9 protein-coding genes and 1 pseudogene are annotated in these 14880 nt (G+C 70.8%); 6 read left to right on the top strand and 4 right to left on the bottom strand.

Annotation, left to right across the window (positions count from 1 at the left end; all coding sequences use genetic code 11):
* The first annotated feature begins 14 nt into the window (after positions 1–14).
* Genes OHO27_RS27390 through OHO27_RS27380 form a run of 3 tightly spaced genes read left to right on the top strand, consistent with a single transcriptional unit; the run spans position 15 to position 2751 of the window.
* Entirely contained in the window at positions 15–1442 is a 1428-nt protein-coding gene (locus OHO27_RS27390) for an FGGY-family carbohydrate kinase (RefSeq protein ID WP_328427627.1), read from the top strand.
* A gap of 26 nt (positions 1443–1468) precedes the next feature.
* Complete coding sequence (locus OHO27_RS27385) at positions 1469–2524, top strand: glycerophosphodiester phosphodiesterase family protein (protein ID WP_328427626.1); 1056 nt, start codon at positions 1469–1471, stop codon at positions 2522–2524.
* A gap of 38 nt (positions 2525–2562) precedes the next feature.
* Positions 2563–2751, top strand: a complete 189-nt coding sequence (locus tag OHO27_RS27380; protein WP_328427625.1) for a hypothetical protein — start codon at positions 2563–2565, stop codon at positions 2749–2751.
* Positions 2752–2765: 14 nt separating this feature from the next.
* Here the strand turns inward: OHO27_RS27380 and OHO27_RS27375 are convergent, their stop codons facing one another.
* Positions 2766–3404, bottom strand: a complete 639-nt coding sequence (locus OHO27_RS27375) for a mycothiol-dependent nitroreductase Rv2466c family protein (RefSeq protein ID WP_328427624.1) — start codon at positions 3402–3404, stop codon at positions 2766–2768.
* Between the two features lie 148 nt (positions 3405–3552).
* Here OHO27_RS27375 and pepN point away from each other — a divergent pair, with 148 nt between their 5' ends.
* Positions 3553–6153 (top strand): aminopeptidase N, encoded by a 2601-nt coding sequence (gene pepN / locus OHO27_RS27370; RefSeq protein WP_328427623.1) that lies wholly within the window; start codon positions 3553–3555, stop codon positions 6151–6153.
* A gap of 207 nt (positions 6154–6360) precedes the next feature.
* Positions 6361–7422 carry a hypothetical protein gene (locus OHO27_RS27365; protein WP_328427622.1) on the top strand — a complete coding sequence of 354 codons (1062 nt, stop codon included), beginning with the start codon at positions 6361–6363 and terminating at the stop codon, positions 7420–7422.
* A 79-nt stretch (positions 7423–7501) separates the two neighbouring features.
* Here the strand turns inward: OHO27_RS27365 and OHO27_RS27360 are convergent.
* The 3 genes and pseudogenes from OHO27_RS27360 to OHO27_RS27350 form a co-directional block, all read right to left on the bottom strand.
* Positions 7502–8706 (bottom strand): annotated as a pseudogene (locus tag OHO27_RS27360) (serine hydrolase domain-containing protein).
* 137 nt (positions 8707–8843) lie between these two features.
* Entirely contained in the window at positions 8844–10631 is a 1788-nt protein-coding gene (locus OHO27_RS27355; protein WP_328427621.1) for a TIGR03767 family metallophosphoesterase, read from the bottom strand.
* A gap of 232 nt (positions 10632–10863) precedes the next feature.
* Positions 10864–11322, bottom strand: a complete 459-nt coding sequence (locus OHO27_RS27350) for an NUDIX hydrolase (RefSeq protein ID WP_328427620.1) — start codon at positions 11320–11322, stop codon at positions 10864–10866.
* A 225-nt stretch (positions 11323–11547) separates the two neighbouring features.
* Here OHO27_RS27350 and OHO27_RS27345 point away from each other — a divergent pair, with 225 nt between their 5' ends.
* On the top strand, positions 11548–14829 hold the full coding sequence (locus OHO27_RS27345; RefSeq protein ID WP_328427619.1) for a S8 family serine peptidase: 3282 nt from the start codon (positions 11548–11550) through the stop codon (positions 14827–14829).
* Positions 14830–14880 lie beyond the last annotated feature (51 nt).

Genomic DNA, 14880 nt, shown 5'->3' with positions numbered 1-14880 from the left:
TGGAGGAGAGCCGGATGTACGTCGGTATCGATGTAGGCACGTCCACGGTGAAGGCCGCCGCGTTCGACGCGGAGGGCCGTGAACTCGCCGTCGTCGCCCGCCCGGTGGACCTCGCGCTGCACGGCGGTTTCGTCGAGCAGGACATGGAGGAGGTGTACGGGGCGGTGGTGGCCGTCCTCCGCGAGGTCACCGGACAGGTACCGGGGCAGATCGAGCTGGCCGGCCTGACCGGCCAGGGCGACGGCGTGTGGCTGGTGGACGCGGACGGGCACCCCGTGCGCCCCGCCGCCTCCTGGATGGACGGCCGGGCGCACGAACTGGTCGACCGCTGGCTGGCGGACGGCACGTTCGAGACGGTGTTCCGGCGGACGGGGGGCGCGATGTTCCCGGGGTCTCCGGGGCCGCTGCTGGCCTGGCTGGACAGCCACGAGCCGAAGGCGCTGGATGCCGCGGCCACCGCCCTGTACTGCAAGGACATGGTGTTCCAGCGGCTGACGGGAGCAGCCCCGACGACGGACGTGTCGGACGCCTCCATGCCCTTCCTCGACCCCCGCACCCGGGCCTACGACAACCGAGTGGTCGAACTCCTCGGCCTGACCCACCGCCGCGGCCTCCTCGCTCCCGTCAGCGACCCGGTCGCGACCGCACAGACCCGCGGCGAGGGCCTCCCGGACGGGACCCGGATCGCGAACGGCCCGTACGACCTCCCGGCCAGCGCGCTCGGCGCGGGCGTGACGTCCCCCGGCGACGGTCTCCTCATCGTCGGCACCTGTCTGGCCGCCCTGGTCGCGACCACCGACCTCGACCTGACCGGTGAGCCGGCCGGCCTGTTCATCACCACCGACCGCCCGGGGCACTGGCTGCGCGCGATGCCCGCGATGGTCGGTACGGCCGCGCTGGACTGGGTGCTGTCGACGACGGGCGTCCGGCACGAGGAGGTCGACGGGCTGCTGGCCGAGACCCCGCCGGGGGCGCACGGGGTGCGGGTGCTGCCGTACTTCGCGCCCTCGGGCGAGCGCGCGCCCTTCGTCGAGCCACGTCTGCGCGCCGAACTGACCGGCGTCTCCCTGGAGTCGACCCGCGCCGACCTCGTCCGGGCGACCTGCGAGGGGATCGGCTACGCGGCCCGGCACTGTCTTCAGGCGGCGGGCCTCACGGGGACCCTGGCCGTGTGCGGTGGCGGTACGCGCAGCCCGGCCTGGATGCGGCTGCTCGCCGATGTCCTCGGGCGCCCGCTGCGGGTCGTCGAGGGCGAGGTGGGCGCGCGGGGCGCGGTGCTGGCGGCGGCCGAGCGGTACGGGGTGGCGCTGGACGCGCAGGCGTGGACACGGCCGACGGCGGTCGTCGAGCCGGACGGAGAGCGGGCGGCGTACTACGCGAGGGCGTACGAGGACCATCTGGCCCGCCTGACCGAGGCGCGCGAGCGGGCACGACGCACCTGAAGAGCCGTATGAGGAAAGGGAGTTGCATGCATCCGAGACGTAGATCCCTGCTGCTCGCGGCCGCCGGCACCACGGTGGCCGCGACCGTACCCGCACCGGCGGCCGCCGACCCCCGCCCTTCGCCCCGGCCGCTCGTCATCGGCCATCGCGGCGCGGCCGGCTGGCGCCCCGAACACACGGCGGCCTCGTACACGTACGCCGTGCAGACCGGTGCCGACTGGATCGAACCGGACCTCGTCCCGACGAAGGACCACGTCCTGGTCGTCCGGCACGAGAACGAGATCTCGCAGACGACGGACGTGGCGTCGCACCCGGAGTTCGCGGACCGCCGTACGACGAAGACGGTGGACGGGCGGGCGGTGACCGGCTGGTTCACGGAGGACTTCACGCTGGCGGAGCTGAAGACGCTGCGGGCGGTGGAGCGGCTGCCGCTGGTCCGCAACCGCAACACGGTGTTCGACGGCCGGGAGGAGGTCCTCACCTTCCAGGAGGTGGTGGACCTGGCGCGCAGGCTGTCGAAGACGTACGGCCGTACGATCGCCGTCTTCCCGGAGACCAAGCATCCGACGTACTTCCGCTCACTCGGCCTGCCCCTGGAGCCCAGGCTCGCGTACGTGATCCGCCGCAACCGGCTCGGCCCTCGCGAGTGCGTGGTGCAGTCCTTCGAGCCGACGAGCCTGAAGCGGGTCGCGGCCGAGCGGCTGAGGGTGCCGCTGTGGCAGGCGCTGGGGACCACGGGCGGGCCGTACGACCTGGTCTCGGCCGGTGATCCGACGACGTACAAGGACATGATGAGCCCGGCGGGGCTGGCGCGGATCGCCGAGTACGCGCAGTGGATCGGGCCGGACAAGTCGTCGGTCGCCGGTACGTCGCTCGTCGCGGACGCTCATGCGGCGGGGCTGCGGATCGGGCCGTACACGTTCCGCGCGGAGAACCAGTTCCTGCCGGCGGCCTTCCGGCGCGGTAGCGGAGCGAACGATTTCGGGGACGCGTTCGCCGAGTACGCGCTGTACTACGGGCTGGGGGTCGACGCCGTGGTGACCGACTTCCCCGATCTGGCGGTGATGGCTAGGAGGGGCTGATGTTTTTCCGGGACAAGAACTGCCGTACCTGTCGCAGCATGCAGGTGTTCAGGAAGCTCGACGACCGGGAGCGGGCGGCGATCAAGGAGAAGCACGCCTTCACCGCCGACCTGTGGCGCTGCACGGCCGAGGGCTGCCGTTGGTACCAGCCCTGGCACCGGCAGAGCGACGGCGGCCTGCTCCCGGAGGAACTGAAGATCGAGGCCGCCGCCGCGGAACCGGGGTGAGCCCCGGGTGAGGGCTACAGGTTGCTGAAGTCCGGCCCCTTCGTCCGCGTCCGCTTGATCTCGTAGAAGCCCGGCACGGAGGCCACGGCGAGGGTGCCGTCCCACAGCTTCGCGGCGTCCTCGCCCTGGGGGGCCGGGGTGACGACCGGGCCGAAGAAGGCGATCTGCTCGCCGTCGGCGCCGGGGACGGCGATGACGGGGGTGCCGACCTCCTGGCCGACCTTGTCGATGCCCTCCTTGTGGGAGGCACGCAGCTGCGGCTCGTACTCGGTGGCGTCCCAGTGGTCCATGAGGGAGTCCGGCAGGCCGGCGTCCTTCAGGGCGGCGGCGACGGTCTCCTTGCCGGAGCCCTCGCCCTGGTTGTGGAAGCGGGTGCCGAGCGCGGTGTAGAGGTCGCCGAGCACCTCGGTGCCGTGCTCCTCCTGGGCGGCGATGACGACCCGGACCGGGCCCCACGCCTTGGTCTCCAGGAAGTCGCGGTACTCCTCGGGCAGGTCGTCCAGCTTGTCCTCGTTGAGGACGGCGAGGCTCATCAGGTGCCAGCGGACCTCGATGTCACGGACCTTCTCCACCTCCAGCACCCAGCGCGAGGTCATCCAGGCCCAGGGGCACAGGGGGTCGAACCAGAAGTCGACGGGGGTCTTGTCCGACATGTCTCTCCTCATGAGGCAAGCGTGTCTCCGCGGAACGTCTGGAGGAACGCCGCTGCCCGCCCGGCCATTCCCCGGTGCCGTGGGCTGGAGGCGCGTGGCAGGATCAGGGCTGTCCGCATACTGAACACCACGTGAGGGAGTGCCGCTCGTGCCCGGTGAGAATCTGTCCCGCGACGAGGCCCGGGAGCGGGCCGCCCTGCTGGCCGTCGACGGGTACGACGTGTTCCTCGACGTGCGTTCGGCCCTCGACGAGGGGGACCCCGACGGCGGGGCGCCGCGCACCTTCCGCTCGGTCACCACCATCCGCTTCCGGTGCGCCGAGCCCGGCGCCACCAGCTTCGCGGACCTGATCGCGCCGAGTGTGACGGCCCTCTCCCTCAACGGCAGGGACCTGGACCCGAGCGAGGTCTTCGACGGCTCGCGGATCGTCCTGGAGGACCTCGCCGCGGACAACGAGCTCGTCGTCGACGCGCAGTGCGCCTACTCCCGCACCGGTGAGGGCATGCACCGCTTCGTCGACCCGGAGGACGGCGAGGTCTACCTCTACACGCAGTACGAGCCGGCCGACTCCCGCCGCGTGTTCGCGAACTTCGAGCAGCCGGACCTCAAGGCGCCGTTCCGCTTCGAGGTGCGGGCGCCCGAGGGGTGGACGGTGTGGAGCAACGGGGCCGGTGAACTCACCGACGGCATCTGGCGGTTCGCGGAGACCAAGCCGATCTCGACGTACATCACGTGTGTGGTGGCGGGCCCGTACCACTACGTCACGGACTCGTACTCGCGCACGTTCGCCGACGGCACCACGCTTCGGATCCCGCTCGGCGCGATGTGCCGCAAGGGGCTCGCCCCGTACTTCGACGCCGACGACGTCTTCCTGGTCACCAAGCAGGGCCTGGACTTCTTCCACGACCATTTCGACTACCCGTACCCCTTCGGGAAGTACGACCAGGCGTTCGTGCCCGAGTACAACCTCGGCGCGATGGAGAACCCGGGGATGGTGACCTTCCGGGAGGAGTTCATCTTCCGCGGCAAGGTCACGCGGTCGTCGTACGAGGGCCGGGCGAACGTCATCCTGCACGAGATGGCGCACATGTGGTTCGGCGACCTGGTCACCATGGAGTGGTGGGACGACCTGTGGCTGAAGGAGTCCTTCGCGGACTTCATGGGCACGTTCGCGAACGTCGGCGCGACCCGCTTCAAGGACGCCTGGATCACCTTCGCCAACCGCCGCAAGGCCTGGGCCTACCGCGCCGACCAGCTGCCCTCCACGCACCCGATCACAGCGGACATCCGTGACCTCCAGGACGCGAAGCTCAACTTCGACGGCATCACGTACGCCAAGGGCGCTTCGGTGCTGAAGCAACTCGTCGCGTACGTCGGGCAGGACGCGTTCCTGGAGGGTGCGCGGCGCTACTTCAAGCGGCACGCGTACGGCAACACGCGGCTCGGTGATCTGCTGTCGGTGCTGGAGGAGACCAGCGGCCGGGACATGGGCGTATGGGCCCGCTCCTGGCTGCAGACGGCGGGCGTGAACTCGCTGACCTCCCAGGTGCTGTTGGACGCCGAGGGCCGGATTGACGAGCTGGCGGTGGTGCAGGATGCGGCCGAGTCGCACCCCGAACTGCGCCCGCACCGGGTGGCGGTGGGCCTGTACCGGCGGGGCTCGGGCGGGGCTCTGGAGCGGTACGCGCAGGCCGAGGTGGACGTCGACGGTCCGCGCACGGTCGTGCCGGAGCTTGCGGGTGCCGTGGCGCCGGAGCTGGTGCTGGTCAACGACGACGACCTGACGTACTGCAAGACCCGCTTCGACGAGACGTCCCTGGCCACCCTGCGGGAGCACCTGGGCGCGCTGACCGACCCGCTCGCCCGTGCCCTGTGCTGGTCGGCGCTGTGGAACATGACGCGGGACGCGCTGCTGCCGGCGCGGGAGTTCGTGGATCTGGTGCTGCGGTTCGCGGGGCGCGAGTCGGACATCGGCGTGCTGCAGATGCTGCATGCGTGGGCGAACTCGTCGCTGGTCAACTACGTGGCGCCCGAGTGGCGGCAGACCGGCGAACGGCTGCTGGCCGAGGGCGCGTTGCGGGAGCTGCGGGCCGCCGCGCCGGGCAGCGAGCAGCAGTTGGCGTGGGCGCGGTTCCTCGCGTCGGTGGCGTCGGGGCCGGAGGACCTGGGGCTGCTGCGGGGTCTGCTGGAGGGCGCGGAGAAGATCGAGGGGCTGGAGGTCGACCAGGAGCTGCGCTGGGCGTTCCTGGAGCCGCTGGCCGCGCACGGGGCGGCCGACGAGTCGGTGCTGGCTGCCGAACTGGCCCGCGACGACACGGCGTCCGGCAGGCGCCACCAGGTCCGCTGCCTCGCCGCCCGGCCGTCGGAGGCGGTGAAGGCACAGGCGTGGGCGCAGGTCGTCGAGTCCGACGCGCTGTCCAACGCCCTGGTCGAGGCGACCATCTCCGGCTTCGCCCAGCCGTCCCAGCGGGAACTGCTCGCGCCGTACGCCGAGAGGTACTTCGCCGCCATCGAGCGGGTGTGGGCCGAGCGGTCGATCCAGATCGGCATGGTCGTGGTCCAGGGGCTGTTCCCGGCGCTCCAGCAGTCGCAGGCCACGCTCGACGCGACCGACGCGTGGCTCGCGGCCCACGCGGGCGCGGCGCCGGCGCTGCGGCGGCTGGTGCTGGAGGCGCGGGACGATCTGGCGCGGGGGCTGCGGGGGCAGGCGTGTGACGCGGCGGCCGCCGACGCGTCAACCGCGGGATGACCTTTGGCCAACGATCACGGCCGTCCGTGACCGTTACGGAATTCAGGCAATAGCAGCCGTAACCCCTGGTCCCACCCGAACGGACCAGGGGTTTTCCGTGCCTACTCGGCATCCGAACACGCGTCCTTTAGTGCCATGTTGTCCGTATTTGTCGACGGGCGTGTAACAGCGGTTAAAGGGCCGATCCAACGCGGGAACCTCCGGGTCATGAACCACAACACCCCGCTCCCCCCGCTCTCCCCCCGCCCCGTTCGTCACCTCTCCGACGTGCACCGCCGTGTCATGACGGCCGCACAGCTGAAGTCGCACGGCGTCGCGAACGCCGACATGAACGAGCAGTGCCGCCCGGGCGGCCCCTGGCGGCAGATCCTCCCCGGCGTCTTCCTGCTCCACCCCGGCCCGCCGACCAGCGAGGAGCGCCTGCACGCGGTGCTGATGTACGCGGCACGGGAGCGGAACCCTGGCGTGCCGTCCCAGCCGAACGCGGGCGAGGAGCACGCCGCCCCCGGCTACCCCGATGCGGTGATCACGGGCCTGGCGGCGCTGACCCTGCACGGCTTCTCCGCCACACCGCCGCTCACCGCGCTCGACAGGATCGACGTCCTGGTCCCACGGATGCGCCGGCTGCGCTCCACGGGCTGCGCCCGCATCCTGCGCACCCCCGCGCTCCCCACGCCCCAGCAGGTGACGGGCCTCCCGGTCGCCCCGGTGCCGCGCGCCCTGGCCGACGCGGTGGCCGAACTGACGGACGCGGGCGCCGTACGCCGGCTGCTGACCGAAGCCGTCCGGGGCGGCCACTGCGAACCGGCCTCCGTGGTACGGGAGTTGAACCAGGCGAAGCTGCTGTCCCGCCCGCACGTGGTGGACGCGGTGGACTCCCTGCTCGCCGAGGGCCGCGCGATCGCGGAGGACCGCCTGTACGAGATGGTCCGCGACCACGCCCTGCCCGACCCCGTCTGGAACGTCGACCTGCGCCTGCCGGGCGGCCCCCACCTCGGCGGCCTCGACGCCTACTGGCCGGAACACTCGGTGGCGGTCGAACTCGACACCCGGGCCCCGCGCCAGGGCGACCGCCAGGACGACGACGCCCTCTGGTCCGAGTACGCCCGCAAGCGCGAGCATTTGGAGCGGCTCGGCATCACGGTCGTGCACATCACCCCGAAGAAGCTGCGGGAGTCGATGGAGCAGCAGGCGGCGGTGATCCGTACGGCTCTGATGGCCGCGGTGGACCGTGATCCGGCCGCGTATGTCGTGGTGCTGCCCCGGTAATGACGGACCGGGAAGGCAGCACCAGGAGGGAGAGGAGGGGCCGCGGGGCCGGGGAGCCCGGCGGCCCCTCCTCATGTCGTCAGCTGAGGTCCGGGCCGCGTGTCCCGGTACGCCCGGCCGTCGGACCCTCTCCCTTCCCCTTGCCCACCCCGCAGAACTCGGCCTCGACCACCGCCGCCGTGTCCCCCGACCAGTCGCCGTTGAAGTTGAAGGCCAAGGCGTGGCGGCCGTCGCGGGTCGTGACCCCTCGGATATCGAGCCATGGATGCCGCCGCCATGGCCCCAGACCGTGACGCCGCAGGTCAGCTTGGACTTCATCAGGCCGAGGCCGTAGCTGTTGGCCTCGTCGACGGGGATCGTCGTGGTCATCTCGGCCAGTTGCTCGCGCGGCAGGAGCTTGCCGCGCAGGAGGGCCGAGTAGAAGCGGTTGAGGTCGGCCGAGTTGGAGATCATCTCGCCGGCCGCGTGGGCGAGCGACGGGTTGAGCTTCGTGACGTCGTACGTCGGGCCCGTCGCCGTCTCCGCCAGCTTGGAGTAGGCGCGGCTGCTGGGTCCCGGGACGCTCACGCGGGTGCCGGGGACGGACGTGGCGGTCAGGTGCAGGGGCTTGATGATGCGGTCGCGGACCTCCGCGCCGTACGGGCGGCCCGTGGCCTTCTCGATCACCATGCCGGCGAGCACGAAGTTGGTGTTGGAGTAGTTCCAGGACGTCCCCGGCTCGAAGTCCGGCTTGTGGGTCATGGCGAGCGCGACCAGTTCCGTGGGCTTCTTGGTGTCGTAGCGGTGCTCGAAGAAGCCGTCCTTGAGGAAGTACGTACGGCCGAAGTCGTCGTCCGCCGTGTAGTTGTAGATGCCGCTGGTGTGGTTGAGGAGCTGGCGCAGGGTGATCCGGCCGCCGTCATGGCCGTTGCCCCGCACCACGCCCGGCAGCCACTCCTCGACGGTGTCGTCCAGCGACAGCGTGCCCTCCGCCTCCAGTTGGAGCAGCACCGTGGCGACGAAGGTCTTGGTGATGCTGCCCACCCGGTAGCGGTCGTCCGCCGAACGCGGCTTGCCCGTCTTGAGGTTGCCGACGCCCGCCGTGGCCGACCAGGTGCCGCGGGCGTCCTTCACGGTCGCCGTCACCCCGGGCACACCGGCGCCGACGGCGGCCTGCATGGCCTTGCGGGTCGCGCCGTGCCCCTCTCCGGCGGGCGCGGCCGCCACCGCGGGGACCGCGAGGGCCACGGACAGCGTCACCGCCGTCGCCGCCACGAAGGCCATGCGGGTCGTACGTACGCTCATGTCTCTCCCCCATCTGTACCGCTCACGTCGAGCGTGGTCGGGGGGAGAGACCGGGCGGGTGCTGCGAGGGTTGACGAGGGGGCGGCAGTTGAGCGCGTTTCGGCCGATGTGCGGCTCAGGCCTTCTTCAGGGCCGGATCAGGCCTTCTTCAGGACCAGTTCCGTGTTGCGGTCCCCCCGCTCACCCGCCAGCGTCGAGCGCGCGCCGGGGGCGTTGAGGGACAGCTCGCGGTAGAGGGCGGCCAGGCCCGTCTGGGAGAGGTCCGTGAAGTCGGTGGCGTGCGGGGCCGAGGACTCGATCAGGGTGGTGAACAGCGAGATCGTGCCGTCCTTGTTGTCCACCACCTCGATGATCCGGGCGAGTTGGGGGAAGTCGACGTGGGAGGCGGTGGAGATCTCCCAGAAGGAACGGCCACCGGAGGCCGAGTGCGGGGTGATGACGTTCTTGTGGATGTGGCCGTTCACCCAGGCCAGAACGTTGCGGTGACCGCCCAGCAGCTGGACCAGCTCGGCGCCGCCCACGCGCCGCTCACTCGGGCGGGCCGGGTCGCGGCGGAGGTTGCCCATCGTCTTGCTGGTGTGATGGCTGAAGATGATCGCGTACGAGTCCTTGTTCTCCCGCAGCGTCCGGTCCAGCCAGTTGAACTGGGCCGCCCCGATGGACCCTTCGTAGTGGCCGCCCGGGTCGGTGGTGTCGAGGCTGATGCCGATGACGTCGTCGGCGATGCGGAAGCTGTAGTACTGGGTGCCCGCGTCCAGGTTGGCCGTGGAGTAACCGTGGCCGACGGGGCCGAGGCCGCGGAAGGCCGGGTCCAGGTGGGCCCGCACATAGTCCTTCGGCGTGAACGGCGCCCGCTTCTCGTCCGGCGTGACCGAGCGCATCGAGCGGGCGTGGGCCTTGAGGAAGTCCTTGAAGACGGTGCCCCGCGGGTCCTTGTCCTGCTTGAGGGAGTCCTGGAGCTTCTTGGCGTCCGCGGCGGAGACGTTCATCAGCTTCTTGCCGCCGACGGCCAGGTCGGTCAGGTAGGAGTCGCTGTGCGAGGCGTAGGTGCCGAGCGGCATCGCGTCGTGGTTGCCGACCGTCGAGTACCAGGGGATGTTCAGACCGGGGCTGCGCGTCTCGCGGATCGCGGCGGCGAGGAAGCCCTCGAGGTGCGGGAAGCCGACCTGCTTGTCGGCGTCGCGGACGCTGTCGTCGGCCTGCCAGTACAGCTTCAGGCCGCTGTTCTGGACGCCCTCGTACTGCCGCGGGTCACCGGTGTTCGGGGTGACGCGGCCGCCGCTCATCACCGTGAGGAACCACTCCAGCTCGGACCTGCAGTTGTTGTCCGTGTTGTCGCCGGTGGTCATCGCGAAGTGGAACGGGGCGCCGGTGACGGGGGCGCCCCGCAGCGCGTTGAGCCGCTCGACCAGCGCCACCGCGCCGGGCACGGTCAGCGTCTCCTGCGGCCGCCAGGCGTGCACGTCCGTCGAGCGCAGGTACTCCAGCCGCAGCGGGTGCTGGGCGTCGATCAGGTGCAGGTCGGTGAGCTGCACGAAGGCGGCGAGCGCCGTACGCCGCTTCGCGCGGTCCGCCTTGGGGGCGGCCAGGTCGTCACGGACGACGCGGCGCCAGCCGGGGCCGTCACCGAGCCGGCGGTAGCCGGAGGTACCGCGCGGGGTGGCGACATTGGCCAGAGTGGTGCCCCGCGTGTACGGCGCGAGCGCGACCGGCAGCTTGCGGGAGGCACCGACCGGGGCCTCGGCCGCGGCGTTGCCCGCACCGGCGCCCTGCGCGCTCGCGGGGCCCGCCGTGGTGGCGGCCTCGCTGTCGGTGGGCCGCAGGGTGTATCCGACCCCCGCGGAGAGGGTCACCGCACCGGTGGCGGCGAGCAGAGTACGGCGGTGGACCCCAGCGGAGCTGGCGACAGAGCGTATGCGCGACATGGCGCGGTCTCCCCGAGTGCGAACGCGTCGGCAGTGGTCGCGGGGCGCTCGCCGAAGCGAACATCCCGCTCACTGTGGATCGTTGGCACCGGGAATGACCTGTGCATGAACAGGGCGGCAACGCGCAGCGCCGATCACCGTACGTGGATCTTGGGGCACCCTCCGCGTTCACGGCCGCTCCTCGAACGGCCGGGACTCGGTCACTCCGTGTTCATCTTGCGGGGTACTGAAGCTATGTGCCGGCGCCCAGGATGCGCCCCGCCGCCGGCCGCTCGCGCCACAGCGCCAGCCCGTTGTCGACCATGGAGACACGGGTCAGGTCCGGGACGTCGTCCAGGGGATGCCAGGCCGCCATGTTGGTGGAGCCGTTGGCCTCGTAGCGAAGGTCGCCGCCGGTGACGCGGGCCTCGTAGACGAGGCGGACGCCGTGGTGGTCGACGTCGCGGCCGAAGCGGGCCGGGAAGACGCGGTGGGCGGAGTCGAGGCCGAGCAGGCCGGTCGGTTCGACGAGGTAGCCGGTCTCCTCCTCCACCTCCCGCACGACCGTGTCGTAGGGATCCTCGCCGTGCTCCATACCGCCGCCGGGCAGCATCCATTCGAAGCCGCCGCCGGGGGCCGGGGACCGGGCGAGGAGGAGTTGTCCGTCACGCACGCAAATGGCGTAGGCCGCCACCCTCAACTTCTTTTGCACGTAGGGACATTAGAGGCGCGAGGCCCGGATCGGCAGGCGATTTTCCGGCTTGCGGGCGACTTGCCTCTTAAGACCGTTGCATCCCAAATGAACAGGGGGTTTCCCCCATTCCTCCATTTCGATTGGGTCAACTCTTCCCAAACATCCTTCCCTTGCGTAAGGCTGTGCGGTCGTCCGGGTTCACATACCGGACGGCCCATGCTCCTTTACCTACAAGGGATGCCGATGACCCTCACCCCCCAGCGCGAACCCAAGCCGGGCGCGAGACGCGCGGCCCGCATAGCCGTGGCCGCTGGTCTCGTCGCCGCGCTGTCCGCAGCCGGGCCGATACCCATGGCCATGGCCGCGGACCCCGCGCCCGCCGCGGACCCGAGCGTCAAGTCCGCGCACGACAAGCTCGGTTCGGACGACGCCGACCTCCTCGCCGAGGCGAAGTCCGACGGCGACAAGAACGTCACGATGATGATCGCGACCGCGCCCGGACAGACCGAGAAGGTCGCCGAGCAGCTGGACGCGGTCGGCTCTGTGGGCCGTACCTACGACAAGCTCGGCTATGTCCGCGCGACCGTCCCCACCGGCAAGGCCGACTCGGCCATCGCCGCGGCGACGAAGCTCTCCTCGGTGCACGGCATCGACCTGCGCGAGGAGATACCCCTGGACGACCCCGCCGTCGACACGAAGAAGTCGACGGCCGCCCGGACCTCGTACTCCGGCCCGTCCAAGAGCACGCCGGCCGAGAACCCGTACAACCCGTCCTTCGAGACGGGCTCCGTCGACTTCGTGAAGAAGAACCCGAAGGCGGACGGCCGCGGCATCACCATCGGCATCCTCGACAGCGGTGTGGACCTCGCCCACCCGGCGCTGCAGAAGACCACCACCGGTGAGCGCAAGATCGTCGACTGGGTCACCGCCACCGACCCGCTCGTCGACAACGACCGCACCTGGCGCCCGATGGTGACCTCCGTCTCCGGGCCCACGTTCAGCTACGGCGGCAAGACCTGGACCGCGCCTGCCGGTTCCTACCAGGTCAGCACGTTCCTGGAGTCGTACACCACCGGCGGCGACGCGGCGGGCGACGCCAACCGTGACGGCGACAAGACCGACTCGTGGGGCGTGCTCTACGACGCCGCGAACGGCACGGTCCGGGTCGACCTCAACAACAACAACGACTTCGGTGACGACACCCCGATGAAACCGTACAAGGACGGCTTCCAGATCGGGTACTTCGGCACCGACAACCCGGCCACCGACGTAGCCGAGCGGCAGCCGTTCGTCGTGCAGATCCGCAAGGACGTGCCGATGGACCCGCTGGGCGGCGACTGGGTCGGCCAGAAGCGCGACTTCGTCAACATCGGCGTCATCGAGTCCGAGCACGGCACCCACGTCGCCGGCATCACCGCCGCGAACGGCCTGTTCGGCGGGAAGATGAACGGCCAGGCCCCCGGCGCCAAGCTCGTCGCCTCCCGTGCCTGCACCTGGAGCGGCGGCTGCACCAACGTCGCGCTCACCGAGGGCATGATCGACCTCGTCGTCAACCGTGGCGTCGACATCGTCAACATGTCCATCGGCGGTCTGCCGGCGCTGAACGACGGCAACAACGCCCGCGCCGAGCTGTACACGCGCCTGATCGACACCTACGGCGTCCAGCTCGTGATCTCGGCCGGCAACTCCGGCCCCGGCGCGAACACCATCGGTGACCCGGCGCTTGCCGCCAAGGTCATCTCGGTCGGCGCGACCGTCTCCAGGGAGACCTGGGCCGCCAACTACGGCTCCGTCGTGGAGAAGAAGTACGCGATGATGCCGTTCTCCTCGCGCGGCCCGCGTGAGGACGGCGGCTTCACCCCGACGCTGTCGGCGCCGGGTGCCGCGATCAACACCATCCAGACGTGGCTGCCGGGCGCCCCGGTCGCCGAGGCGGGCTACACCCTCCCGGCCGGCTACGGCATGCTCCAGGGCACCTCGATGGCGTCCCCGCAGGCCGCGGGCGCGTCCGCACTGCTGCTGAGCGCCGCCAAGCAGAAGGGCATCGATCTGACGCCCGCGAAGCTTCGCACCGCGCTGAACTCGACCGCCGACCACATCAAGGGCGTGCAGGCGTACGAGGAGGGTGCCGGTCTCATCAACGTCCCGGACGCCTGGAACTCCATCCGTGACGGCGCGACCGCCCACGAGTACACGGTGAAGGCGCCGGTCGACACCGCGATCGACCAGTTCCTGAAGACGCCGGGCTTCGGCACGGGCGTCTACGACCGCGAGGGCGGCCTCAAGGCCGGGCAGAAGAAGACGTACGACGTCACGATCACCCGTACGTCCGGCGCGGACAAGGCGGTCCGGCACGAGCTGCACTTCGAGAACAACGCCGGGGGCACCTTCAGGATCGTCGGCTCCGACGAGGTCAGCCTCGGCCTGAACAAGCCGGTCACCGTCAAGGTCGCCGCGAAGTCCTCCTCGGCGGGCATCAAGAGCGCGATCCTGGAGGTCGACGACCCGCGCACCGAGGGCATCGACAAGCAGGTCCTCAACACGGTCGTGGTCTCGGCGCCGGTCGAGTACACCTACTCGGCGGCCGGTACGACGCAGCGCAACAGCACCAAGTCGTACTTCGTGACCGTCCCCGAGGGCGCGAAGTCGCTGGAGGTCGCGATCGGCGGGCTCAAGGACAAGAGCCAGACCCGGTTCATCGCCATCCACCCGTACGGCGTTCCGTCCGACAACACCGGCACCCCGTACTGCTACAACAACTACCTCGACGGCAACGGCTGCAAGCCGGACGTGCGTTCCTACGCCGACCCGCAGGCCGGTGTCTGGGAGATCGAGGTCGAGTCGCGCCGTACGTCGCCGCTGCTCGACAACCCGTTCAAGCTGGACGTCACCGTCCTCGGCGCGGCCTTCGACCCGGAGACCGTGACCGTCCCCGAGGCCAAGGTCGGCACCCCGGCCGCGGCCTCCTGGAAGGTGACCAACAAGTACGCCGCGATCGACGGCAAGCTGGCCGGCGGCCCGCTCGGCTCGTCGAAGGCGGCCCGTCCGACCATCGCCGAGGGCGCCACGCAGACCACCACGGTCGAGGTGCCCGCGGGCGCCACGTCGCTCGACGTCTCCATCGGCAACGTCTCCGACGCGGCCGCGGACCTCGACCTGGCCGTCTACGACGCGGCCGGCACCGAGGTCGGCAGCTCCGCCGACGGCGACTCGGAGGAGTCGGTGTCGATCGCGAAGCCGGCCGCCGGGAAGTACAGCATCGAGGTCATCGGCTACTCGGTGCCGGCGGGCTCGACGGCGTACGACTACCTGGACGTGTTCTTCTCCGCCGCGCTCGGCACCGTCACGGTGGACGCCTCGCCGGTGAAGCTCGGCACGGGTGACACGGCCACGGTCGCCGGCAGCGTCACCGCGCTGGCGCCCGCGCCGGAGGGCCGTGAGTTCTTCGGCCAGGTCCAGCTGCTCAACGCCCGGGGCACGGTCGCGGGCCTGGGCAACGTGAAGATCGAGAAGGTCACGCCGTAGTGGCGTAGTACGGCTCCGCCGTAGTGGCGGGAGGGCGGGCGTCCGGTTGCG

This window comes from Streptomyces sp. NBC_00443 (assembly GCF_036014175.1).
GTDB lineage: Bacteria > Actinomycetota > Actinomycetes > Streptomycetales > Streptomycetaceae > Streptomyces.
The sequence above is the reverse complement of the archived record's forward strand: the minus strand, read 5'-3'. Positions and strand labels throughout refer to the sequence as shown.